At 43.8% G+C, this 26,379-nt stretch carries 17 protein-coding genes; 10 read left to right on the top strand and 7 right to left on the bottom strand.

What is annotated here, in order from left to right:
• A partial coding sequence (locus tag VIN08_RS19895; protein ID WP_414693305.1) for a glycoside hydrolase family 43 protein occupies positions 1-1,668 on the top strand: 1,668 nt, incomplete at its 5' end.
• A gap of 473 nt (positions 1,669-2,141) precedes the next feature.
• The gene (locus tag VIN08_RS19890) at positions 2,142-3,455 is read left to right on the top strand and encodes a phage integrase SAM-like domain-containing protein (RefSeq protein WP_331968720.1); all 1,314 of its coding nucleotides are present in this window, start codon (positions 2,142-2,144) and stop codon (positions 3,453-3,455) included.
• A 1,217-nt stretch (positions 3,456-4,672) separates the two neighbouring features.
• Here the strand turns inward: VIN08_RS19890 and VIN08_RS19885 are convergent.
• From VIN08_RS19885 to VIN08_RS19870, 4 genes are all read right to left on the bottom strand, one after another.
• The gene (locus VIN08_RS19885) at positions 4,673-5,527 is read right to left on the bottom strand and encodes a nucleotidyl transferase AbiEii/AbiGii toxin family protein (RefSeq protein WP_331968717.1); all 855 of its coding nucleotides are present in this window, start codon (positions 5,525-5,527) and stop codon (positions 4,673-4,675) included.
• Positions 5,524-6,162, bottom strand: a complete 639-nt coding sequence (locus VIN08_RS19880) for a hypothetical protein (protein WP_331968714.1) — start codon at positions 6,160-6,162, stop codon at positions 5,524-5,526. Before VIN08_RS19880 ends, VIN08_RS19885 begins: the two co-directional genes overlap by 4 nt.
• Before the next feature lie 777 nt (positions 6,163-6,939).
• The gene (locus tag VIN08_RS19875) at positions 6,940-7,287 is read right to left on the bottom strand and encodes a hypothetical protein (protein WP_331968712.1); all 348 of its coding nucleotides are present in this window, start codon (positions 7,285-7,287) and stop codon (positions 6,940-6,942) included.
• Between the two features lie 27 nt (positions 7,288-7,314).
• Positions 7,315-7,863 (bottom strand): carboxymuconolactone decarboxylase family protein, encoded by a 549-nt coding sequence (locus VIN08_RS19870; protein WP_331968709.1) that lies wholly within the window; start codon positions 7,861-7,863, stop codon positions 7,315-7,317.
• A gap of 498 nt (positions 7,864-8,361) precedes the next feature.
• On the opposite strand from VIN08_RS19870, the gene VIN08_RS19865 reads away from it, so the two are divergent.
• Genes VIN08_RS19865 through VIN08_RS19855 form a run of 3 tightly spaced genes read left to right on the top strand, consistent with a single transcriptional unit; the run spans position 8,362 to position 10,501 of the window.
• Positions 8,362-8,940 carry a hypothetical protein gene (locus VIN08_RS19865; protein ID WP_331968707.1) on the top strand — a complete coding sequence of 193 codons (579 nt, stop codon included), beginning with the start codon at positions 8,362-8,364 and terminating at the stop codon, positions 8,938-8,940.
• Positions 8,941-8,942: 2 nt separating this feature from the next.
• Complete coding sequence (locus tag VIN08_RS19860) at positions 8,943-9,428, top strand: hypothetical protein (RefSeq protein WP_331968704.1); 486 nt, start codon at positions 8,943-8,945, stop codon at positions 9,426-9,428.
• Positions 9,377-10,501, top strand: coding sequence for a GAF domain-containing protein (locus VIN08_RS19855; protein ID WP_331968701.1), 1,125 nt, complete (start codon positions 9,377-9,379; stop codon positions 10,499-10,501). Before VIN08_RS19860 ends, VIN08_RS19855 begins: the two co-directional genes overlap by 52 nt.
• Before the next feature lie 242 nt (positions 10,502-10,743).
• Here the strand turns inward: VIN08_RS19855 and VIN08_RS19850 are convergent, their stop codons facing one another.
• Together VIN08_RS19850 and VIN08_RS19845 are read right to left on the bottom strand one after the other, a co-directional pair.
• Positions 10,744-11,628: a helix-turn-helix domain-containing protein gene (locus tag VIN08_RS19850; protein WP_331968698.1), complete on the bottom strand. Its 885-nt coding sequence runs from the start codon at positions 11,626-11,628 to the stop codon at positions 10,744-10,746.
• 239 nt (positions 11,629-11,867) lie between these two features.
• Positions 11,868-12,509 (bottom strand): peroxiredoxin-like family protein, encoded by a 642-nt coding sequence (locus VIN08_RS19845; protein WP_331968695.1) that lies wholly within the window; start codon positions 12,507-12,509, stop codon positions 11,868-11,870.
• 361 nt (positions 12,510-12,870) lie between these two features.
• On the opposite strand from VIN08_RS19845, the gene VIN08_RS19840 reads away from it, so the two are divergent.
• Positions 12,871-13,161 (top strand): spondin domain-containing protein, encoded by a 291-nt coding sequence (locus tag VIN08_RS19840; RefSeq protein ID WP_331968723.1) that lies wholly within the window; start codon positions 12,871-12,873, stop codon positions 13,159-13,161.
• 226 nt (positions 13,162-13,387) lie between these two features.
• Here VIN08_RS19840 and VIN08_RS19835 read toward each other — a convergent pair whose 3' ends face one another.
• Complete coding sequence (locus tag VIN08_RS19835; RefSeq protein ID WP_331968692.1) at positions 13,388-16,375, bottom strand: two-component regulator propeller domain-containing protein; 2,988 nt, start codon at positions 16,373-16,375, stop codon at positions 13,388-13,390.
• 393 nt (positions 16,376-16,768) lie between these two features.
• Between VIN08_RS19835 and VIN08_RS19830 the strand changes: the two genes are divergently transcribed.
• From VIN08_RS19830 to VIN08_RS19815, 4 genes are all read left to right on the top strand, one after another.
• Entirely contained in the window at positions 16,769-19,579 is a 2,811-nt protein-coding gene (locus VIN08_RS19830; protein WP_331968689.1) for a family 16 glycosylhydrolase, read from the top strand.
• A gap of 86 nt (positions 19,580-19,665) precedes the next feature.
• A complete protein-coding gene (locus VIN08_RS19825) occupies positions 19,666-22,674 on the top strand; it encodes a TonB-dependent receptor (protein WP_331968687.1) in 3,009 nt (1,002 codons plus the stop codon).
• Positions 22,675-22,691: 17 nt separating this feature from the next.
• The gene (locus VIN08_RS19820) at positions 22,692-24,272 is read left to right on the top strand and encodes a RagB/SusD family nutrient uptake outer membrane protein (RefSeq protein WP_331968684.1); all 1,581 of its coding nucleotides are present in this window, start codon (positions 22,692-22,694) and stop codon (positions 24,270-24,272) included.
• Between the two features lie 95 nt (positions 24,273-24,367).
• Positions 24,368-26,203 carry a glycoside hydrolase family 2 protein gene (locus VIN08_RS19815; RefSeq protein WP_331968681.1) on the top strand — a complete coding sequence of 612 codons (1,836 nt, stop codon included), beginning with the start codon at positions 24,368-24,370 and terminating at the stop codon, positions 26,201-26,203.
• Positions 26,204-26,379 lie beyond the last annotated feature (176 nt).

The raw sequence follows: 26,379 nt of genomic DNA, 5'->3' as shown, positions 1-26,379 counted from the left end.
ACACTTATTAAAATCACACTCATTATCATTTTCCTCTATACCGGCACATCGGCAAGGACACAAACTATCACATTTACCAACCCGATCCTTTCGGGGTTCTATCCGGATCCAAGTGTGCTTAAGGTAAATTCGGATTACTATCTCATCAATTCCACTTTTGCCTATTTTCCAGGCATACCGGTTTTTCATAGTAAAGACTTGAAGCACTGGAAACAAATAGGAAACGTGATCAACAGGCCATCACAAATGAACTTCATGGGACATCGCATGACGCGTGGTTTATTCGCACCAGCTATTGACTATCATAACGGAACCTACTACGTGACTTGTACGCTCATCGACAAGGGCGGAAATTTTGTAGTGACCGCAAAAAATCCCGGAGGTCCGTGGAGCGATCCGGTGTGGTTGCCACAAGTGCGCGGCATTGACCCTTCTTTGTTCTTCGACAACGATAAAGCCTATATACTATATAACAGCGATGCTCCGGATAATAAGCCATTATACTCTGGGCATCGCACTATACGGATGTATGAATTCGATGCGATAAATCTTACCGTGATCGGCAAAGAGAAGACACTGGTCAATGGTGGAGTAGATATTAGCAAAAAACCGGTGTGGATCGAAGGGCCGCATTTGCTCAAGCGCGACGATTGGTATTACCTCTATGCTGCAGAAGGAGGTACCTCGGTGAACCACTCTGAAGTTGTCCTGCGAAGTAAATCGGTATGGGGCCCCTTTGTGCCCTACGACAAGAACCCGATACTAACGCAAAGGGATTTGCCCTCAGATCGAAAAGATCCCATCACTTCTGCAGGCCACGCGCAGCTTGTGGAAGGGCCGGATGGAAAAACGTACGCTATATTTCTTGCTGTTCGCCCTTATGAGAATAACTACTACAACACAGGACGTGAAACCTTTATCGCACCCGTGACATGGAAAGACGGTTGGCCCGTGGCTGATCTGGGATCGGATGAAATTCAGTATCACTATACAGCTCACTTTAAAGAGGCGTTACAAAGGGACGCAAGACCTCAGAGCGGCAACTTCGATTACACCATCAGCTTTGAAGAAAAACTGGATCCTGCACTGCTATTTCTCAGAACGGTGGATAGCAGTTCATTCGCACTCAGCAAAGCGGAAGGTCTCAGCTTGAAGCTCAAGCCAGAGACCTGCATGGAAACAGGAAACCCTTCTTTCATTGGTAAACGTCAGCAGCATTTGCACTGCTCAGCAGAAACCTCCCTCAGCTTCACAGCGAAAGCTGAAAATGAGAAAGCAGGTATGGTGATATTTCAAGATGAGAAGCATTTCTATTATCTGTGCAAGTCGACAGACAAAGGCAAGTCAGTATTGCAACTGTTTCAAAGTAACCCGGAGAACGATGTGATGAGCCTGCTGGTACAAGTTCCCCTCGAAGAGAGTTCCAAAAGCGTGTTTCTTCGCATTGACGCTGATGGTCTATATTACAATTTTCACTATGCAAACTCAGAGGGAAAATGGCGTCCCCTGCAAGAGAAGGTGGACGCGAAATTCTTAAGTACACAGGTGGCTGGCGGATTTCTCGGCTGCGTCTTCGGATTGTATGCAACCTCCTCGGGACAGGAAGGTGCCAACAGCGCATCATTCAAATTCCTTCGCTATCGGGGGAACGATCCAACCAATAAATAGTCAATGGTAAACATGAAAACCGGTAACACCAAAGCCAATAAACAACTATAGCAGCGCGCGTCCAGACGTCTATTTATGCGATGAATTGACACATCGTAAACGCGCCGGTGGATATACTATATATGATACTTGACATATAGGTATATATATACCTATATATAGTTATCTGCCACACAAAATTGAGGGTTACACAAAAATTCCTTTTAATGCACATTATTTCCTACCCTCACATAAGACAGCGGAGAGATTTGCCTATGAGTTTACAAATGAATAAAAAACCTCGAATATATAGTATATCCGAGGCTCTTAGAGGTCTCGAGCGTATAGTTGATTCTTTACACCCCTCCTCACCATTTCATTCAAGTATATTAAAGTACTAATTATCACTTGTTTACGACGCCTTCGGGGCGGCCTATTCGTATTAGAAATAGGCCTTCCGATTACTAGTTCAAAACTATTAATCCCGAAGGCACATGGCAAAAGTAAATGTTTTTATCAAGAAAGACTATATCGACAAATTAGGTGACGCGCCAATTTTGGTCGAATATAACCATGAAGGAGAAAACTGGCGGTTCAATACCCAACTAAAAGCAAACCCTACTCTATTCGGATGTGTCTTTGATCCAGATATAGACCTATATAAACTTACAGCCCTTACAACATTAACCCCGGCACGGAAGAAAAGGCAGCTCGCTCATAATGCCGTCCTGAAATCAATTCAGGAGAAACTCAGCTATATCATTGAAGTATATACCACCAACAAGATCGCTCCGCTTCCTGCGCTGATTGAAAGGGACTATACACGCGAAGAAAATACTTCTACTATAAAATCGAAAAGTGTCAATGACTGGTACGATGAATTTATCAAATGTAAGGAAGGAACTATAGGAGATGGAATAAATGCTTACCGGGCGACCTGGCGACATTTCAAAAACTTCAACAGCAAGAACCAAATCTTCTTCCTTCAGGATATAACAAAAGCCAAGCTCGAGCAATTCAAAGACTATGTTAAAGCGCAAGGAATAAAGGGAGCTGGCATACACAAACAGTTCAAAAATCTACGGGTATTTCTTAACTGGATAGAAACGGAGTTTGAAGAAGTAGAGGTGCCATCATGCTATAAAAAGATAAATGTAAAAGCGCGATATGGCAAACCTATAGGTCTGTCTGTAAATCAATTCCTGCAGCTATATAATGTTGATTTGTCTGCCTTCCCGGAACTACAACGGACGCGGGATCTTTTTGTGTTTGGTGTATCCATTGGCGGAACCAGACATGGCGATCTTAAACGGATGTCAGAATCATTTCGGAAGCATGGTTATACTGTAGATCAAGGTGTTATTACATACTTTGAGCGGAAAACTGGCAACGAGCATCAGGAAGTCCTTGTGAACAGATTTGGTCAAGAAATTCTCGCGAAGTACTCAAAGTTCCCCTACGTTCCAACCAATCAACGAATGAACGCGAACCTCAAGAGTATAGCCAATAAACTAAAATGGTTTGAAATCAAATTCCTTCCTAGGTATAACGAATACGGAAAATTAGTTACCGTTGAAGAAGTCCCTTTGAAGGACATCCTTTCCACAAAGTTCATGCGCAAAACAGCGGCAACAATTGACAACTACTTAGGGATTCCCATTAAGACCTCGATGAGTAGGACAGGACATAAAACATTTGATGCCTATAGCCGATATGTAGATATCAACAAGGAATCTATGGAAGCTGCAAACAACAAATGGGATGAAATGTTCGAAAAAGCGAGTGACTCAAGACCGGAGGGTGCTTGATCAATTAGATTTCAAAAGCCACAACGCATATATATAGCCAGGCATATATCTGAGAATTAAAATGCCATTTGATATACTTTGATTTGGTTTGACACTCCAAGCCTCGCCAAAGTATAACTCACAAGCTATAGCAACGTTTTTTTAAACAGCATCACTCCTATCATAACACAACCAACATGGATCTGCGAGAACAATTTGTACGGGAAATTTTTGAGAGTTATTTCACTCGGTCCTTTACCCGTCTACTACCTCCATTAATTAAGACAGCGATACAAGAATCAGCTTTGCATCGGCAGGAGTTCGTACCAATGAATCGAATCTGCAAGGAATATGATGTTTCGCGAAAGACACTATATAATTACCACAAGAAAGGCTATATAACTCTTAGAAGCTCGGAGGGTAAGACCTTCGTTTCAGTATTTGAGTTAGAGGAGCATATTCGGAAGCATCCAATTCGAAGACACCCCTGGTAAGGTGATCTCCCAATTCTCTACCGAAACGAGTTCGCTGCAAAAATATGGGAGACGGGACGGGGCAATGGATTCCCCTGGGGGATTTGATTCGCACACACTATTTTTCTACCTATCTTTACGAAATCCTCTCGGCCTTACCCAATTCAAGAAAATAGCCATGAATTACAAGCATACTAAGCAGGAATTCCAGGTGAGATTGCTTCCCGTGATGGACCTACTCGATCACAAAAGATCAGTTCTCCCCCACGAAGATTGGATTGCATTTACAGGGCGGACAAAAACAAGCATTGTAAATAATCCCATACAGTTCTTGGGCCAAGACCTCCCCGACAAAGAAATAACCACAGAATTAGTGGAATCAATTTTTTCGGAATACATCGCACGCGAAGAAATATCCGGTTAATCCAGGCAACGTTCCCCGTTGAATTTTAGGCTTAAGTTAACCACAGACATTTCAGCACCGCCCAGAGTGCAGAGGCAACTATTATGATGACCAGAATGTGGGTACCGATTGTCTCTCGATCCAATACCTTTTTCTCGGCAGCGATTTTTCTTCTTTCATTTCGGAGCATACGTTTTAAAAATGAGTATACTCTAATAACAGAAAAAAAGGAATAGCCCGAAATTAAGTTTACCTTAAAACATTTGCCAACAAGGCTGACCGTTGGAATGGTCTAGCAGGTTATGGTCAACAAAGGAATCATCGTAACTGGGTCTCAGGCAGCGTGATTAGCCCTAGCATCTCTATTCGTTTGAAATTTTTAAATGTGCAACCAGGTCGTGAAAATATTTCGGGGTCCATAGTTGCAATCTATCAGGAGAAGGAATAAATCTACTGATATCTGCTTTGACCCGTTCCATATTGACTGTATCGATTTTATTTGATAAGAGTTCCTTAAATTTCGTTTCAGAAAAATCCACTGGAAGGTCACCGCTATCTTTTGAGCGAAGAATGAAATGAGGCATATTAAAAGCTATTCCTTTTTTAATATACCATTCCATGTCATACCAGTCGCGCCCCTTTACATTTTCGCCCCACTTGCGAAAGAGTAAGGCATGCATCTTTCCAGCAAAAAGGTATGGGAGGGCAAAGCACTTGACATAGAATGAGAACGGGCGGAACAAAAGTTTCTCCTCTGTTTGAAATCCAAGGGGTGGCTTAATATCTACTTCGAGTTTAATCTTGATGTTGGGTTTGTCATTTAATCCGATTTGTTTGGCCACGTCTTCCAGGACAAGCTCTCGCCAAACAGTTTCAGCTTTTAGAAAAGCAGACTCGATATTGTTCTTATTTGTTTTGTTCTTCTCTTTGACGGAAACCTGCATGCCCAGGGATTCGAATTCATGATGAATTGCTTCCAGGTATTTATCAAGAGAAAAGTCTGGGTTCACTTCTAAAAGTGAAAAGTCAAGGTCTTCGGAGAATCGATCCAGGCCGTAAAAAATACGCAAAGCGGTTCCTCCATAGAAGGCTGCTTTCTCAAAAAAAGCGGCGCGGTAGAGGCCGGCCAATGCAATTTCCTGCATGATCTCACGGAGCGCCTGTAGCGCCTGATCCTTATTGGCCGGCTTGTAAGAATCGATCCATTCTTTTATCATAGTCCCTGTATAGTTCTGATAAGCATCGAAATACTTCCATACTTTGGAGTTTCCGGTAACCACGAGGAGATTTCTTGAATGTTTAATTTTTTGAGATTCTCTTCATCCATTCGCATGTTTTCGATAAGGAAATTGAAAGTATCTTTCTTGCTTCGTAAGACAATGCCACGCGTGGTTACGATTTTGTCACAGACGGCTTTTTCCGGTGAGGCCACCAGTGCATATTGTTCTTCTCCTAATTTAATCTGTTGAAGGCCGAAAGAATAGTATGGTAGAGGAAGTCTTGTATAGCTGAAAATGCCCAATCGGGTTTTGAACTTTCGAGATGCCTTCGTGGTGACCGAGGTCACTTCGAATACTTGCTCTGGAATAAGTCCGTGAAAGGAAAGGGCGGATTCCAAAGAGACATAGCTCGGTCCCAGGATATGATTTGCCAACAGGAATGGCTCAGGGGTTTGCCCGCTCACCATAGGGCCTACCAGGTACAGGCCTTTTTTAACCGGCATCAAAATCCCCTTCTTGACGAGGGCGCTTATTTTAATATTAGGTTGGCTGTAATCTCCTAAAAACGACATTAGCAGCTGATGCGTCAGGGGATGTTGAGTATGCCGCTTGATCTGATCAATCACGTCCATTACATGTCATTTTTTTATAAGATAGTATGTAATTAATATATTATCTTATTTAAAAATAACATAAATAGTAAAAAATTGCAATAAATTAATAAAATAATATACATATAATATATTATCTTATTTAAAAATAACATTCACATCATCCTCCTTTCGCGATAAAAAGAGCCTCAGCGAATGTCAGCAGTACCTCGAATCATTAAACTTTAATATCAATTTAATCGATGACTATCAGCATGTTACCCAACTACCTTGATGGCCCAGTATTATAAATTCCAAATTTCACTTAATTCCAACTGGTAATTCTGTGTGTATTAACGGTCCATGTGCGCTGTTTCAAAACGAATCGCTTAACTGTTAGGCACCGCCAATGCCCAGCTCTGGACAGCCCTGAAAACTGGTATAAATACAGTCACGAAAAGCACTATTCTTCTTTTCATAGTTGGAGGACTATATTCGGCAGCACCCAATTCGAAGAAATCCTCTGACAATTGAACTGTTTCGTTACGATAAACATGAAGAACGGCAAAATGTTTCTAGTTCAGTTGAAGGCGTCTATTTGAAAAATTAAGAGCGAGGCAAAAGCCTCGCTCTTCAAACAAAAACAACCATTTAAATCCGTCCATCCAAAAGGTGACCGAGTCAGGCCAATCCACCAGAAGGTCTCATGCTTCACCTATATCATGGGGCATGGCTATAAAAAACTACTCTTCATCAATTTGCAGAACAAGTATCCTGGCGAATCTACATTCGAACTGCAGAGCATTATCCATTTTCATGTCATGCCTTATGTTTATAGTCGGTTATCAGCCAGATAAAAAAAACTGCAGCTGCAAAAGGTAAATAAAAATATTTCGCAACTTGTCCGTCAATCATCTCTAATATGAATGCGACTCCAACCAGAGCGATTGACACCGCCAATTCTACAATTCCATGAACCTTCGCTGGAATTAACTTTATGAGTCCCGGAGGAAAATCGGTGGTAATAGTAAGAGCAAGATGAACAAACCCAAGTATATAAGTAAAAAGAGAGGTACTGGGGGGCAGATCAAATAAAGTCGGCGATGCCAACAGAAATATTACTACGATATAATCTAATAGGCCATGGAGTTTTGTTGTTAGTTTCATTGGACTAAAATTATGGTTCTAGGAAAATTATACCGTCTGTGTTTTTAATTCAGGAGCCAAAGGAAAATCTACAGGAAGATTGGAAACACCATGCAGCAGATTACTAATCGTTTTGTCTCCGATCATCATAATGATATCGACCAGGTTTGCCTCAGTATAACCGACATCAAACAATTGCTTCAGCGTTGTTTTAGCAGGCCTGCCTTTGAGCCTGCTCATCTCCTTTACAAACTTTGCTAATGCGTCAAGCTTGGTATTAAAGCCTGCTTGCCCTGATCGGATTTCAAGGATCTGCTCGTCAGTAAAATCGTTCATCTTAGCGATATAGGTATGCGCTGCCAGACAGTATTGACAGTCATTTATCTGACTTACGATGAGGTTGACGACTTCCTTCTCCCTTGACGTCAATGTGCTATTGCGATTTTGCAAGGTAAGATAATCGCCTAAGGCTGTTTCATTCTTGGCAAAGTAGGCATAGAGGTTCGGTACCTTCCCCAAAAAGCTCTGAAGCTTATCAAATATCACCTGGTTCGAAGGTGATACCTCCTCTCTTGTTGGAATTGTAAAGTGTTGCATGATCAGTAGTTTGTTATTCTGCTCGCAAAAATCGTTGTCGATATACCCGGAAGAAATGACCAGACTTCCCGATTGCTGGAATGATTTTCCCTTTTCCCCCGATGTGTCATAATATTTTAAGATTTGTAAAGGAGATACTCCAGGTAAAAGGAGGACCTTTTATACGCATAGGGAACTTTATACCAGAAGGCGGGAAATTTAGGCCACAACCCGGAGAAAGTAGTATACTAGATTTGCAGGAGTGATGGAGTCCGATTCATCAGTTGGAAATTTATAGGGCTAAATCTTTAGCTCACTATATATGGTATACCACTGCTTTACGGAGATCTCCGTGATCAATACTCAAAACTACTATGGAAACTACGATCAGCAATATAGTCCTAAGAAGGCAGCCAAGAATTGACTATATATACAGGTAACTATATAGTTGTAGTAGCCTGTACATCTCCCCCCATTGTACTTGTAAAATCTCGATCACCTTTATCAATTAAATCGATCATGGTTTCACCATTTGAATACATCACAGTGCTCATCTCCATCATATTAGGCATGGGTATCACACAAATATTGTCTGGTGTAGCGGGAATAATTCTGCGATGGGACCAGGTAAAATTATACTGGCCGCACTGTATTTTAATACTCCTTGTCTTTGTCTTTCACATCCAGGAGTGGTGGGTTACGTACGACTTGCGAACATACGCTTATTGGCGGCTTCCTATATTTCTCTTCACGATTTTATACCCGGTTAATCTATATATCCTTGCACGTATATTATTTCCCCTTCGGTGGAGTGGTGCTTCGGTTGACATGAAACAATTTTACTTTCAGAATTTCCGGAGGATTTTTGTGTTTGTCCTCTCACTCGCGGTGCTCTCTATCATTGATAATATTTCACTCACTGAAATAAAGATCGAGGATCAACTTCCCCAGACGCTTGTAGCGGCTATATCTGCGCTTATCATTTTTTCAGATGTACGACTGGAATGGGTTCATCAACTAATCATCATGTTCTTGCTCCTTGCCACAGTGATTGCTTTTGTGGTTGAATGGGATGTGTTATTGATCGTAAATAAATAGTCATGCAGGAGAACATTACAGGTAAGAAGAAAGTCCGTGAGAACCTCGTTCAGTACTCCATTTACCTGACCACCGGTTTTATTCTTTTAAGCGTAGTGCTATCGTTTTGGAATCGTCATGTAACCTATGATACAAGGGCGATTATCGAATCCTGTGATCGTATCAGAGATATATCGGGGGTGATCCAGAAAAACCTTGTTGAAGATGTTAATTTTGGTGTGAGAGCATTTATCACAAGTAATGATGATAAATTTCTGAAGCCCTATCATCAGGGTTTATCTGCGCAGGATTCTTTATTTGAAAAACTGGAGGAGCAATTGGTCAGTCAGGGGATAACCAGCAATTATCTCCCTGCCTGGAGAACTTCCGTGGCCGACTTTTTAAGAAAGGAACAGTCAATGATAGCCTCTATCAGAAGGGTAACCCTTTACACGACATGGCCTCGGACGAACTACAACGAGCCTCCGTGGCAGGAGTTGAATACCTAAGTGAGGTTACACCGCTTTTAGAAGAAGTTGAGCAACATGGTATATCTGATTATGAATGGTCTATTACCGATAATGCCATTATTCAAATCATACTGGTCATCCTGAGTGTGCCTATATTATTGATTGCCTCCAGCAAGCTAAAAGCCGAGATACGCAACAGGAACACCTTGCTTATAGAACTTGAGAAAACCAACCGTACCTATCTCTACAATTCAGGAGTACATGATGTTGATTCGGTCAATACTGTTATCACACGTTCTATTGAAAATCTTCAGAAGGCCTGTGAATTTGTGGAGCAAGTTTCCAAGGGAGATTATACACAGGCAAAGCACTTGATTTCGGATGAGGTGAGGGTGCTCAATGAGAGTACCCTGATGGGAGCTTTGCTTCGCATGAGTCTTCGTTTAGAACGAGCAGAGGGCGAAGAGAAAATCAGGACGTGGAGTACAGAAGGGCTGAATGATTTTTACAAGATAGTACGAAATAATCCGGACGATCTGAACCAGCTGGCTAACGAATCAATTGCCTTCATCACCAAGTATCTCGGTTCTCAGCAAGGTGGTCTTTTCCTTCTCCAGGACATTAATGGGGATGCTTTTCTAGAACTCGCTGCCTGCTATGCCTTTGATCGCAAAAAGTGGATCACTAAAAGGATTGATATCGGAGAGGGAATTATAGGGCAGGCTTTCCTGGAAGGCCAGGTGACCATGATGACAGATATACCAAAAGATTACATTTCTATAACCTCTGGTTTGGGCCATGCCACTCCATCGTGTCTGCTGGTAGTGCCACTTCTCTTTGATGAAAAAGTTGAGGGCGTGATTGAACTTGCCGGTTTCCAAAAGTACGAGCCCTATCATATTGATTTTGTCAGGAGTGCAGGAGAATTTCTGGCAGCGGCATTGCAAAACACGAAAAGCAGACTTCAGATCCAGAACCTATTGGATCAGTCTAATGCACAAGCTGAAATGCTTCGCGCACAGGAAGAAGAATTAAGGCAGAACCTGGAAGAACTGGAAGCCACTAACGAGGCTATGCGCAGAGCACGCATGGACACTTCATCCGTCAAGTAGAACGATCTATTGCTTCCGGCAGAACTTGTCGAGTATATATATCCAGGCAAGCACGAGATTTCCATTCTCCATAATGTGACGGGTATCGTTTTTGTACGTATTTCAAATGGCTTAATTGTTAAATAGACCTTTGTGCCTATTCAATAGGCTACCCCTAACCTATGCGACTCTTTAAATTTCTTTCTATTGAAACGAATGGAGCCCAGGTATATATAACGGATTTCACTAGATAAATAAAGCAATCAATCCCCCTCCGTAGACAACCCTGCTTCTTCATCCTTTCCGGTGGAGATTGACTTCTTAAAATCCGATGGACTAAGATTGGTTTGTCGTTTGAAGAATCTGCTGAAATGTGAGGCATCTTCAAATCCAAGTTCAATATATATTTCCTTGGCGGACTTGTCGGTATAGTAGAAGAGACGTTTTGCTTCGAGGATTATCCGGTCATAGATTATCTGTGAGGGAGACTTCCTCCCATATAGTGCAAAAACATTGGCTAGCGTCTTGGGGGATTTATGCAAGGCGGAAGCATAGAACTGCACTTCATGTTGTTGCTTGTAATTCACTTCTACCATGAGATTGAATTTGCGGTACAGGTCAAATTTACCTCCCTCAATATGGTCTGGATTTCTATATTGTTGCTTGCCTATACGAGTGATGCTAATGATGAGTCTGACCAAGAGTATACGAAGCATTTCACCCTGGATATTGTCGGCGTGTTCAAATTCGTCTTTGAACACCTCGAACAGTAATGCTATACGCCGCTGTTGCCTTGCATCCAGAGAGAGAAACATGGTCTGTGATGTTCCATAAAACAGGAATCCCACGCATCCCACTTCTTTATCATGGTTAACGATACAATAAAAATCCCGGTTGAACTGCCAGGCGATGATGTCTTCAGATTTCGTGAAGCTATAGTATTGGTTGGCGACCAGCGGCAAAATGGAATCGGCAGGAAATTCCGATTCAATTTCATCGACAATAATCTTTTGGGTTTCCCCTGTATTCCACGCAATCGTTAGCCACTCGTCTTTGGTCTGCCTCCCATAGGTTTTCCAAAAATTATTCTCCTTTATAATGAGTCTGAATTCAGCGTTCTTTTGTCTATCCTGATAGATAAATATCATTCCTTGAAAATATAGTCCGGACGCGCTCATCCGAGGGGAGAGCCTTGGATGCTCAAGAAACTAATTTAATAGCAAAGGGCCGTGTCGTCCTGGCGACAAGAGGCTCAAACTTTTTCGCTTGTCGGACATCCTGAATTCAATAATGAGTGATTGTGGAAGGTATAAATATAGTCGACATACGAAGAAAGTGTTAATGATGCCGCCTGCACCACCAACACCTTGAAAATGCAAACAACAACTTATTGCTTAAGGGCTTCTGCTACGGTGAGGAGAAGGTTGCCAGGTACTCTCTTTTTGAAATCCGGGTTTATATACTCAAATAGAATTTCGCCCTGTACATTTAGTATAAATACGGCCGGCACAGGTAGTACATCAGTATTGTTGTTGTCGGAAGCTTTCGCAATTGTCTGACTATAGGGCTGCGGTGCTTTGTAAGCCAGCCCAAATGCTTTTATAGCTTTAGTTTGACTATCACTGAGCAATATATAGCTCAGTTTAGATTTATCTTTTGTTTCCTTCAGGTGCTGCGGAGTATCCGGACTGATAGCGACAATCTGGTAACCCGCTTTGACAATTTTACTTTCTACAGACTGTAGCTCGCTGAGATGCATATTGCAATAGGGGCACCATCCTCCGCGGTAGAAAATCAACACCGTTGGCTTTTGTGCCACCAGTTCTGTTAGTGTTACTTCCTTTGAATCAAGGTCCCGCAACCTGGAGTCCGGAATCTTTTCACCGATGAGTAGTGGGGCTATATCGGCTGGATTGGTGACTACCGACTCCTGTGAGAATACTTTTGCAGGAGCAAGTAATACGACAGCTATAATCAGTGACTTCTGAAGTGCTTTCAAAACTGTGGTTGATAATTTTTCTTTATTCATGCCGGTTATCTTTTTTGAGTAAAGATGGGGTCCCAGTTTCTATTCATTGTTTACCATTTTTCCCGAAAAGTAGATTATACTTCCTTTCTTCATTTGTTTAGATAAAGTTTTCATCGAGCTGCTATATATCAGAGCGGGAAATATATACCAGCTTTCGGGCACTAACGTCATTCCCTATAGCTGCAGCCACTTCTAGTTTTGTGTCATTAAAAATCTATTAACACAAAAAACAGATTATGAACTACTTAAAGAGCGTAAACACTTTGTATGTATTTCTGTTGTTGCTGGGTATGGCAGCATGTAGCGATGACGATAGCATGCACCGGCGGAACAGAAGTCGACAATTACCGTTTAGAATGTTCTGAACTCCAGGCCATTTGTCGAGTCGGGTACATTTCAGGGTAGCGGATCTCCGGCATTAATCTATCCGGGACAAACTACCACGGTTACTTTCTCAGCTGCCAAAGGAGAAGCCATTAATTTTGCAACGATGTACGGGTGGTCGAATGATTTGTTCTTTGCTCCGTCCAATCCGGGTATAGCAGTATACGACCAGAATGGAAGTAATATGAAGAAGGCGAAGTATAAATATGATATATACTATATTTACAATACCTGCACCATAAACATTAGGCTGTATGGAAAGGAGTAGTGACAATTATTGTTTCTCTTTCTATATAGCTCTCATGAACGGAGAATTTATTCCATGAAATCAAGTGAAAAGGACAAGCGGATCGAACGTGAAGATATAGGCATGTATATTCTGATCGCGGGCATTGCTATTATGCTTCTACTTCAGTGTCTGTCTTGATGCTATTCAAGGTTTACCGGCTGTGTCTGTGAAAACAAGTCATCCTGTCCTGAAGACATTGGGTAATTCAGAAACGCATTAAAAAATCATTCAACTGTGTTTTCTTGTCGAGGCTGATCTTCTTCCTGATCCGATAACGCGACATCTCCAGACTACGCCCGGATATATTCAGCAAGCTGGCAATTTCGTCATTGGATATGTTCATACGGATATAAGCGCATATCTTCAGATCTTTATGAGTAATGCTGGGATATGCTTCCGCAAACCTCGATAGAAAATTGTCCTGAACCAGGTTGAGGTTTACGTTCAGTTTCTCCCAACTGCTTTCATTATTCAAATCCTGGTTTATATGATTTACTACATGCTCCAGCTTACGTTTGAACAGCACATTTACCTGGGGAAGTATATTTTGTATTTCATCGCGTACTGAGGAAAGTGATTGGTTTTTGCTAATCACCTGCAAGGTAGATGATGTCAACTCATGATTCTTCTCTTCCAGTCTCTTTTCGACAATGCTGCGTTGATTCAGTAATTCCTTATTCTCAATAATAAGTCTTTCCGATTTTAATAACTCACTCTTCAATATATAGTCTTTATGCACGCGGTTCTCATGTATGCGGATTGCCAGGAAAATGAGCAATGCTATCGCTGCCAGCAGAAGTATTTTAAAAGGAAGTGTTTGCCAGAACGGTGGGATTACCTGCAGTTGAAACATGGCTTCATGCTTATTCCACGATCCGTTCAGATTCATAGACCGTACTATAAATGTATAGGAGCCGCCATGCAGATTGGCATAGGTAGCCGTGCGATGATCAGCATCAGTATAGACCCAGTCTTTATCAAAACCCTCCAGCTTGTAAGCATATTTTACTTTTTCTGGTCCGCTGAAGTTCAATCCGGAAAACTCAAACTGAACGTTGTTCTCATTATGCCGAATATCCAGTTGTTGCTGCGAAGGTATATCAAGAAATTTCTCACCACGTGTGCTAATGGATTTGTTCAATATCTTCACATCTGTTATATATACCGGGTTATCGCTCACACCCTCATGCACACTTTCCGGATTGAATACACGCAGCCCCCGCTCGCCACCTATTAGAATTAGTCCGTTGTGTAATTTACTGAATGCCTTCTGTCCTATTTTGATCAAACTGAGATCTTCCTGCAGCAAGAAATTTTGCACAAAGCCCTTATCCGGATTTAACCGTGTAATGCCTTTATCAGCAAACAGCCATGTATTACCATTCGAATCGCCCGAGAAACCATATACTACGTTGCTGACAATTCCTTTCTCTACGGTAAAGCTCTCGAACGTTTCCTTACCGGTATTGTATCGCAGTACGCCTTTACCATATGTGCTTACCCAGATGTGCGAGTGACTATCCTGGTATATCGCGTTAACATTGTCGACACTCAGCTGTTTTAATAAGTTATCGCGCTTGGTATATTTATAGAGTCCCTGGTTGGTGCAAAAGAAAAGCTCTCCGGCTTTATATTCCTGTATCTTCCACACACTGCTCTTGGAAAGTTTATCGTACTCTTTATCGCGATCACCAATCTTGGTAAAGATTGCGGTACGTGGATCTTTTTTATCGATCTCCTTTTTACGAAGCAGATTTATACCATTACCCCATATACCCAGCCACAGATCACCATCTGCGTCCTGGCGAATGGCATATATACCATTGTTGCTGATGCTGTTCTTGTTGTTTACATCCGGTTCATACCAAACAATTTCCGATATCATATTCTTCACACACCACAGCCCATCGTCTGTACCAATCCAGACACGTCCTTCCCGGTCTTCATAAATGGATTGTATAATGGCATTTTCTAGGAGCGGCTTCCGCGATAGTCTCGTCAATGTATTTGTATGCGGATCGTATATCACCACGCCATTGCCTAACGTGCCCAGCCATAGGCGTTCTTTTTTATCTTCCATCACAACAGTTATAGCAAGATCGCTTACGGCCTCATTTACCGCTTCATCAGCAATAAAATTTTGCACACGTATTTTGTTACGATCGTAATTATATAGTCCTGCACCAAAACTTCCGATCCATACTATATCTGAGTTATCTTTATACAACGACCAGAGGTACCGATGGTATTTTCGTTTTTCTTTACTGAGTATATATTGATAGTGAACAACTTCTTTTTTCAGTGGATTATAGATCGTAAGGCCATCGCCATAATTGGCCAGCCATAAATTTCCATTCCAATCTTTTATGATTGCCCGGATTGTTTTGGTTGCTTTACCTTCTCCTAAATCGTGGTGAATAAAGGTCGCGGTCGACTTCTCATATTTATAGAGTCCTTTGTTCCAGGTTCCAATCCAGAGCCCGTCATGATCTTCTGTAATACAATTGATGGTGTTATCTGGTACGAACTGCCCGAAACCCTGCGGATGTGAAAAGGTTTGCTTTGCTTTATCAAATATCGTTATACCACCTCCTTCGGTGCCAATCCATACGTTATCATCTTCATCGGTAAAAATGGTATTGATAAAATTACTGGTAATACCAGCAGGATTATCTTCGTTATAGGTATAGGTTGTAAATTGTTCGTTTTGCAGGTTATAGAGCATAAGGCCACCGCCATAAGTACCAATAAACACCGAGCTGTCGCTGGCAGCCGCTATACATTTAACAAAGTTATTGCTGAGTGAATTTTTGTTTTGCGCATCGTGCGCCAGGTGCCTTACCATACCTGACGATTTGTTTACTATATATATACCATCGGGCGTGCCGATCCAGAGCTGGTGCTGCTCGTCTTCAAAGAGCGCATGTACTTCGTGCGCAAATTCTTCCAGCCCGCCTTCTGCTTTTGTTACCGAAAACTTCGAGAAGCTATAGCCATCATAGCGGTATAATCCATTGAACGTGCCCAGCCATAGAAAACCCTGGCTGTCCTGGTGCATGCAAAGAATATGCGCCTGCGCTATAGAATTGTTCCGGTCAACCGGTCTGAAGTCCAGGTTATGGTATTGCCCGTTGGCGCAGGCAAAAGTCAAAAGCAAGACTACAGTCAAGACACTTTTTTCAAGGCGATCCATGGGGAATGGCTATACTGCTATAGACGAAAATAATTACTGAACTAGGTACTGCATCCGATTTAAATTAGAAAAAAAAGGCAAAAGACGGAATCAATAGCCGCTTAATCAATTGCCTGTTACACCGCTTATCGCCCTGATGGCTGACAACGCTACGCCTATACTTTAAAAAATTTCAATGATCAATCCATTATCAATCAAGTGTTTGATTGAACTCCGTGAGTTTTTGTTGAGTGACATTTGAGTATTAATAGGGTGTCTTTTTTTTCGGTTGACGGGAAATTGGGACTACTTCAAACGATTGTTCCGCGAAATATATTCTGCGGTAACAACCAGGAAACCCGGAAGCAACGGGTACCCGGTTAAAATCAATCAGCAACCCCAAACCCCCACATCATGAAAAAAAATGTACACAGTTACCTGCTCATTCCACTGTTATTGCTTGTGCTTCCTGTTCACTCACTCGTTGGTCAAACACCCGTATGGTCAGAAGAATTTAATACCGGCTCACGCATCGATCCGAAAACCTGGATATATACCACGGGAGGTGGCGGATTCGGCAACAATGAATTGCAATACTATACCGACCGGCCGGAGAACCTGCGGATAGAAGATGGAAGCCTGGTGATTGAAGCACGAAAAGAAAACTATGAGAACCGGAAATTTACTTCCGGTCGCATTAACACACTCGGTCGCTTCGCTTTCAAGTATGGTACTATTGAAGCGCGCATCAAACTTCCTAATGTAGCCAATGGTTTATGGCCTGCCTTCTGGATGATGGGCGCCAACTTCGGAAATGTAGGCTGGCCCCGATGCGGAGAGATAGATATACTCGAGCTCGGTTCCAAAGATGCTATAACAGCAGGCGTGGTAAACCGCAGAGTAGGTGCGGCCATTCACTGGTTTGAAGATGCCCCCGCACCGGGTGGCTATGCCGGAACCAGTAGCAACACCGTTGTAGCGAATGATTTTTACCTCGACTATCATCTCTTTAAACTGGACTGGACTCCCTCTGCCGTAACAGTATATGTAGACAATGTAGCTTTCTTCACGCGCGATATTACCGATGTAGATAAATCGGAGTTTCACAATTTCGCATTTATACTTCTCAACATGGCCGTGGGTGGTAATTATCCCGGCATTACCAATCCCGACCTGATCACAGCAACATTTCCGGGCAAAATGTATGTTGACTATGTGCGGGTATACGACAACGGCTATACCGAAACACGTCTCGCCAGTAATACAGCATTGAAAGGTCCTTTCGGTATATGGACCGAAACAACACCCGTGGTAAGCCAGGTAGACTTCACCAAGGCAACACTCTATGTATGGAATAACATGACACCCGTTAGCACTGCGCCGTATGAAGGAAGCAGTGTACTCTCCTATCACATCAACACCGGTGCCTGGTATGGTATGGGTATATCTTCTACGGAAGATATAAACCTGAGTCGCTTTGCTAATGGCTACCTGCACATGCACGTAAAGACCAATGGCACACAACCCATCAGTTTTGGTTTTATCAACTCTGCCTATTCTTCTACCAACAACGGTGAAGCCTGGTATACTTTCAATGGAGCTGAGTATGGATTGATACGCGATGGGCAATGGCATGAAGTAGTGGTGCCGATGAATAAATTTGATGACATTGACTATAACACGATCAAACAGGTGCTCACGGTAAAAGGCGCTGCGCCCACCACAGCATTCGATCTGGCGATAGACAATGTATACCTAACCGAGAGTGTTCCGCTGGAAGCTCCGCAGAATGGTAATTTTGTATTGCTCTCCGAAACAGCTCCGCGTGTAGATGAATTTATACAGGGAACCGATGGCAACCTGTATATCTGGGAAAACACCCTCGCTCCTATAGCTCAGACTCCGTATGAAGGAACACAGTCGCTGGCGTATAGAACCACGTTGCAAAACAATCCGTGGTTCGGATTTGGGTTCAATCCTAATCTGAAATATAATCTCAGCGCATTCCGCTATCCGGACAGTCGCCTGCATTTTGCCATGAAGACAACTTCAACGGCTACCATCCGGATTGGTATAAAGAGCGGAAGCCTGCCGGGCGTAGGGCTGAAGTATATCAGCTTTGTGAATGGCAGCGATCCGTATGGATTTGTGCGCGATGGCCAGTGGCACGTAGTAGAGATTCCGCTGTCTGACTATACCGATGTAGTGGATCTCAGTAATGTAAGCGAACTGTTTATGGTATCGGGCAGTGGTGCAGCGAGCGACCTGCAGTTTGATGATATATACTTTAAGAATGGCGGCCAAGCTATTGTTGAAGGTACCGATCCCGTTGTAAGCTTTACCAGTCCCTCCGCGAACGCCACCGTGAGTGGTACGATTGCCATTAACGCTGCTGCGTACGCCCCTACCGTTGGAACAGCTGATGGTGCCGGTATAAACAATGTGTTGTTTGAATTACTGAACGGAGGGACTGTTGTTGCTTCGCTGCGCGAGAACATTAAACCATACGATTGGTCTCTTAACACAAAGCTATACCCCAACGGTATATATACACTTCGTGCTACCGCCACCGGCACAGCTGCTGCCGGAGGAACAGCCACAGCCAACAGTATTACCATTACGATCAACAATGTTACAGGCGACCCGGTGGTGCAGTTTACCACGCCTGCAGCCAATGCTACCATCAGCGGCACTACAGCTATCAATGCTGTTGCCTACGATCCGGATATAGCCACTACCGATGGAGCCGGTATATCGAATATATTTTTCGAGCTGCTGCAAGGCACCACCGTAAAAGCATCGCTACGCGAAAACATCAAGACCTACGATTGGTCGCTCAATACAAGACTATATCCTGACGGAGCCTATACATTGCGTGCTACCGCTACCAGCACTACGGCTGCAGGCGGCACAGCCAAGTCGGTAACTATACCGGTTACCATTGCCAATACCACTGTTGCGCGTATAGCGGGAGACGAACAACGTAGCGAAAGTAGAGCCGTTACGCTGTCACCGAATCCTGCTGCGCGAACAGTATATATCAACTGTGGAGACGAGGGCTACACCACGCTATATATACTCGATACACAGGGGCAGGTATATCACACGGCCAATATAGGTCAGCAACGCGCAGTCGAGGTAGAAGTATCATCCCTGCCAAAAGGAATATACTATGTGCGCCTGATCGGCACCAGCATGCAGGTGCTCAAATTCATCAAACAATAATCTATCGGCATCTGCTATAGAGTTTTTCTAACCAGGGGCAGTTTGGGTTACTGCCCCTTTATTACCGCTACTTAACCTCCAACTATATGATCAAGTTTATTACTCTCATCCGATACCTCACGGTATACTCTTTATTTATGATCGCCTCGCTCCAGGTGCTTGCACAGGGAAAAGAAGTAAAGGGCCTTGTAACTTCTTCCGACAATCAACCTATACCGGGTGTAAGCATTGTTATCAAAGGAACAACGTCAGGCACTTCTACCGACAGCAATGGTAATTATACCTTAACGGTGCCTGACAACGAAGCGATTCTGGTTTACTCCTTTATCGGTTTTGCCACGCAGGAAAAACGTGTAGGCGAAGACGCGGTGCTGAACATTACCATGACGGAACAACTCAACACGCTGCAGGAAATTGTAGTGGTTGGGTATGGTACACAAAAGCGTGAAGATATAACCGGCTCGGTCTCGTCCGTACCCAAAGAGCGCCTCGCGCAATTGCCCGTTACCAATGTATTGCATGCCATGGAAGGAACAACGGCCGGAGTATATATTACGCAAAACTCATCGGCACCCGGAAGCTCCGCCAGCGTATTGGTGCGCGGGGTAAATTCCATAACAGCTAACACCAGCCCGCTCATTGTAGTAGATGGTGTTCCCTTCAGCAACATGGGTGGCACAACCAACGATATCAATCCCAATGATATTGAGTCCATCGAAATATTAAAAGATGCATCCGCTGTTGCTATCTATGGAACCCGTGGTTCAAGCGGTGTAATTCTTATTACTACCAAGCGAGGTAAATCGGGCAAGCCGAGTATCCGGTATAATACTTATGCCGGTATGGAGTATATGCATCATACAATCACTCCGTTGAAGGGCGCGGCCTATTCACAAAAATATCTCGACTACTCCAAGCAACGCAACCAGACACCGAACGATCCTCCGGTTCCCAATCAATACGAATTTGCCAATTACCTGGCCGGCAAAGAAACCGATTGGATCGATGCTGTCTCGCAGCAAGGGTATATACAAGATCACAACCTGAGTATATCTGGCGGCACCGAGAGCGTAAAGTATTTTGTATCGGGTGCTTACCAGAAACAGCAAGGTGTTTTGAAAGGCTATGAATTTAAGCGTGCCTCCTTCCGCTCTAACCTCGATGTAAATATCACGCCCTGGCTAAGCGCAGGCACATCGTTGTTCTATGCCAACAACGATTATGGTGGCGGCTCGGTAAATCTTACACTCGCCACCCAAATGAGTCCGTACGGTATTATGTACGACAAGAACGGCAACTACGAAATATACCCTATGCGTCCGGAGCTGCTCTATAAAAATCCGCTGCTGGGACTGAACCGCGATGAAGTAAACAAGAGCAATAACCTGAACGGCACTTTTTACATTGATATAGAGCCTACTTTTCTGCGCGGACTAAAATATAAACTCAACACAAACTATTCGTACCTGCCCACCAAGTTTGCCACCTACTCCGGTTTAGCTGCGGGACAAACCACCGGTGGTGCAGCCTCTATCAACAACTCCGAAACCAGCAGTTGGCTGGTAGAAAATATACTCTTCTACGAAAAAGACCTGGGCAAGCATCACATCGACCTTACAGGATTATATAGTGCACAGGAAACCAATTTCTTTACTTCTACCATTAACGCCAACACCTTTATTAACGATGGTCTTAGCTATAATGGTGTAGATGCCGGTGCTGTAGCCACAGTAAACAATACCAGTCGCAGCAATGTGAGGCCGTATCGCACAGCCCTGCTATCGCAGATGGGAAGAGTAAATTATTCCTTCGGTGGTAAATACCTGTTAACGCTTACAGCAAGACGAGATGGCTACTCGGCCTTTGGCTCCTCTACCAGTAAATATGGATTCTTCCCTTCAGTTGCCCTGGGGTGGAATGTTTCTGAAGAAAGCTTCCTGAAGAATATAGAGGCGATTAACAACCTGAAGCTGCGTGTATCGTATGGTCGCACCGGTAACCAGGCCGTGGGCGCATATCAGACTATCACTTCGCAAGGCACTACCAAGTATATATATAATGGCAAGACTTATACCGGGGTAGTTTCCAGCAGCATGCAAGTGAACGGCCGACTCGGCAACAGCGACCTCAACTGGGAAACCACAACCGGTACCAACGTAGGAGTTGACTTCACCGTGCTTGATCAGCGCATCAGCGGTACGGTAGAGGTATATAAAACCAAAACAAAAGATCTGCTGCTGCTTCGTCAGTTACCAAATATATCGGGCTATACTTCTATACTCGACAACCTGGGTGCTGTAGATAATAAAGGTATAGAAGTTACGCTGCGCACCGTAAATCTGAAGAGCGGTAAATTTACCTGGTCATCCAACATCAACTATGGTGCTAACCGGAACAAGATCGTGTCGCTCTATGGCGATAACAAAGATGACATTGGTAACAAATGGTTTATAGGCAAGCCTCTTCGCGCAGTATATGATTACCGGCTGGAAGGTGTATGGCAAAACGGAGAAGATGCTTCCAAGATTGACCCTGGTGCCAAACCCGGTGATTTGAAATTCTATGACAAGACCGGTGATGGTAAAATTACCAGTGACGATCGTGAATATCTCGGAAGTGGTCTTCCCAAATGGACGGGTGGTATCATCAACACATTCGACTATGGCAATCTCCACCTGAGTATATTTATCCAGACCTTCCAGGGTGCTGTAGTTACCAACTCGATGCTCAACACGGGCGATCAGACCGGACGCATCAACACGCCTTCTCAATTAGGTTACTGGACGGAAGAGAATAAAAGCAACACGCGTCCTTCACTGGCCTATACCAACCCGCGCGGTTATGCCTACCCGGTGAAGCAGGACTATACCCGCATCAAGGATATAACACTCAGCTATACCTTCCCGCAAAGTACACTGGGCAGGATCGGGCTGGGAGGATTAACGGCCTATATCAGCGGACGCAACTTATATACTTTCACCGACTGGGTGGGATGGGATCCGGAGAACGACTATAACTCCAGCCTTGACTTTACCGGCAATAACTATCCGTATGTAGCCTCTTACGTGATGGGACTAAACATCAACCTGAAATAAACTATAGATATACTGCTATGAAAACATTGAAATATAGCATCATCGTAATGCTGTCGGTTATTATACTCTATAGCTGCGACAGTTCGTTCCTCGATGAAGAGCTGAAATCCAATTACTCGCCCGAAAACACCTTGAAAGATTCACTCGGACTGGAAGCTGCCATTGTCGGGCTGCAGGCTTCGGTACGCGAACAGTATACATTGGGAGAACCACAGGGCTTACTGGCCATCTTTCAAAATGGTACCGATGTAACGGTGCAGGGTAATTTTCAGGGAGTAGAAACTCCGTTCAGCAATTACGCTACGCTCAACGCACAATCCGAAGGCGTAAGCTTCTTCTGGACGTGGGCCTATAAAGTAATTAACAACGCCAACCAGATTATATACTATGCCAATGACGAGTCGCTGCCACTATCAGAGAAAGGCCGCAACAGTTTTCTGGCAGAAGCAAAATTCTTTCGTGCCTATGCCTATAATTTTCTGGCAACACTCTATGGTGGTGTTCCGCTGATTACCGAACCAATCGATAAACCGAAAACAGATTTCACCCGCGCATCGGTGAGAGATGTAAACGATCTGATCATCGATGATCTTACGTTTGCTGTAGCAAACCTTCCGCGTGTTGGCAGTGTAAAAATAGAAGGGCGCATCAATAAAGGTGCCGCCCAGCATTTACTGGCTGAAGTATATATCCGCGACAACAAACCTGATCTTGCTGAACAGCAATGTAAAGATTTGATTGGCAGCGGAGACTTCAACCTCATTACGGCTCGCTATGGAGTAAAGAAAGATGCACCGGGCGATCCTTTCTCCGATATGTTTATCTATGGCAATCAGCGAAGACGCCAGGGTAACAAAGAAGCACTCTGGGTAATTGAACAAGAGTATAATGTGCCCGGAGGTTCTGCCAATGCCAACGACCAGCACAGACGCATTTGGGTTGCAGCCTACTACCAGATATCGGGCATGAAGATCGCTGATTCATTGGGAGGAAGAGGTATAGGCCGCATCCGTCTTACCTATTGGGTAACCAACAAACTATATGCGGCCAACGATATGCGCAACTCGAAGTATAACATTCACCGCGATTTTTACTATAACGATCCGGCCAATGCCAACTACGGCAAAAAGATCAATCCTGCTCCCGGTGATACACTCTTCAAACTTTGTCCCTATACCACCAAGTGGAATCATTTTATACCGGCCGATGAATTTGGCTACGGAGTTTTTAAAGATCACATCCGCATGCGACTGGGTGAAACTTATTTACTGCTGGCAGAAGCGCAGTTCATGCAAAGTAAATTTACCGAAGCAGCCGAGAGTATAAATGTACTCCGCACCCGCGCCCATGCTGACCAGGTGCAGGCATCGGACATTACACTGGATTTTATACTCGATGAACGCGTACGCGAGTTGATCGGGGAAGAGAACCGGAGAATGACCCTCGCACGAACAAAAACACTGGTGAGTCGCGTAAAAGCGTTGAACTTCCAGGCGAACAATACTATACAGGATTACAACATGCTGCTTCCTATACCGCAGTCGGAAAGAAACCTGAACAAGGATGCTGTGCTGGACCAAAACCCAGGCTACCAATAGAACGATGAGCATGCACTATACCGGTGCCTGGCTGGTATAGTGCTTTTTTGTAACAGAAGTTGTCGGTATGAGATTGAACCACTTTATACTATAAAATGAATCTACAAACACGCAGAAGAATTTTACTGGGCAGCGTAGCCGTTCTTATCGGTATAGCTACGGCAGCACAAGACCGTACGATAGGAAATATACCGGGAAGAAAAATTACTTCGCTCGATGGTATATGGCAATATATTATTGATCCTTACGAAACCGGTTTTTACAACTACCGTTTTATGGAGCGCGCGGAGAGCGACCGCGAAGCTTATTGGAATACAGATATACCCAACGACAAGAGCGATCGCAAGGAACACGGCTACTCCGATGCACGCGTGTTAAAAGTGCCGGGCGACTGGAACTCACAAGACCCTACGCTGCTATACTACGAAGGCACGATCTGGTATAAGAAAACCTTCAACTACACAAAAACCAGCGCCACCAACCGGCTATATCTATACTTTGGCGCGGTAAACTACCAGGCACATATATACCTGAACGGGAAGAAGCTCGGTAGTCACAAAGGCGGCTTTACACCTTTCAACCTGGAGATTCCCGATAATTTATTGAAGCCAACCGATAATTTCCTGGTGGTGAAAGTGGATAACAAGCGCCTGGCAGACGAGATCCCCACGCTAAACACCGACTGGTGGAATTACGGAGGTATAACGCGCAGTGTACAACTGGTGGAGTTACCGTCTGAATATATAGCAGACTATATGTTGCAATTGGATCGTTCCTCAACCGACACTAAAAAACCGGTTATTACCGGCTGGGTAAATATAGCAGGCGGAAATACTCAAAAAATAACCATAGAGATACCGGAGTTAAAAGTAAAAAAGAGTTTTGCTGCAGAACATGGCACAGCATCTGTGCGGATTGCTGCACCGGAACTTCAATACTGGTCGCCCGAAAACCCAAAGATATATACCGTAAATATTACCAGCGAAAAAGACAAGTTGCAGGAGAAGATTGGCTTTCGCACCATTGATGTAAAAGAGAAACAGGTATTGCTCAATGGTAAACCGGTGTTTCTGAAAGGCATCTGTATACATGAAGAGATACCGGAAGAGATGCGCAGAGCCCATGGCGCTCGTGATGCCGTTAAATTATTGAGCTGGGCAAAAGATTTAGGCTGCAACATTGTAAGACTCGCACACTATCCGCACAACGAAAGCATGACCCGCGTGGCCGATTCGTTAGGCCTGATGGTGTGGTCGGAGATACCGGTATATTGGACTATAAATTTCGCCAGCGCATCGGTATATGAAAATGCCAAACAACAATTGATTGATATGATCAACCGGGATCATAACCGCGCAAGCGTTGTGTTATGGTCAGTCGGAAATGAAACGCCAGTATCGGCAGCACGAAATATATTTATGAAGTCACTGCTCGAAACAGCGCGGGCACAAGATGCCACCCGGCTTGTTTCTGCCGCTCTTGAAGTAACCTATACGAAAGATAAAAACATTATAGACGATCCCCTGGGAGAATATGTAGACATCGTTGCTGTAAATGAATACCTCGGCTGGTATAGTGGTCTGCCCGATGCATGTGCAAAAGCCGTGTGGGAAGTAAAGTATAACAAACCACTTTTCTTTAGTGAAACAGGTGCCGAAGCGGTGAGTGGTTTTCATGCCGATCAGCTTACGCGATGGAGTGAAGAATACCAGGAGTATTACTTTCAGGAACAGATCGCGATGATGAAACGCATGCCCGATAATTTTGTAGGCTGGTCGCCCTGGATACTTGCCGATTTCAAATCACCACGCAGAAATAATCCTTACTACCAGGAAGGCTGGAACAACAAAGGACTCATCAGTCAGAAAGGATTAAAGAAAAAAGCATTTTATACTTTAAAGAACTATTACCATGAGTTGCAGCATAAATAGAACCTGACCTACCTCATAGATCACCGGATGGCGGTACGCGCGCGATACCGGGCACCATCCGGTACTTTTTTATTTTGTTGTGCCCCCGGTACCGGACTACGCTCCGGGTCTCTCTGAAAAAAAGTGGCTATCCGTATACCCGTTCACTTAACTCCTCCATTATCGGCAAATATATA

Source organism: Ohtaekwangia sp. (assembly GCF_036568665.1).
Taxonomy (GTDB): Bacteria; Bacteroidota; Bacteroidia; order Cytophagales; family Cyclobacteriaceae; genus Ohtaekwangia.
The sequence above is the reverse complement of the archived record's forward strand: the minus strand, read 5'-3'. Positions and strand labels throughout refer to the sequence as shown.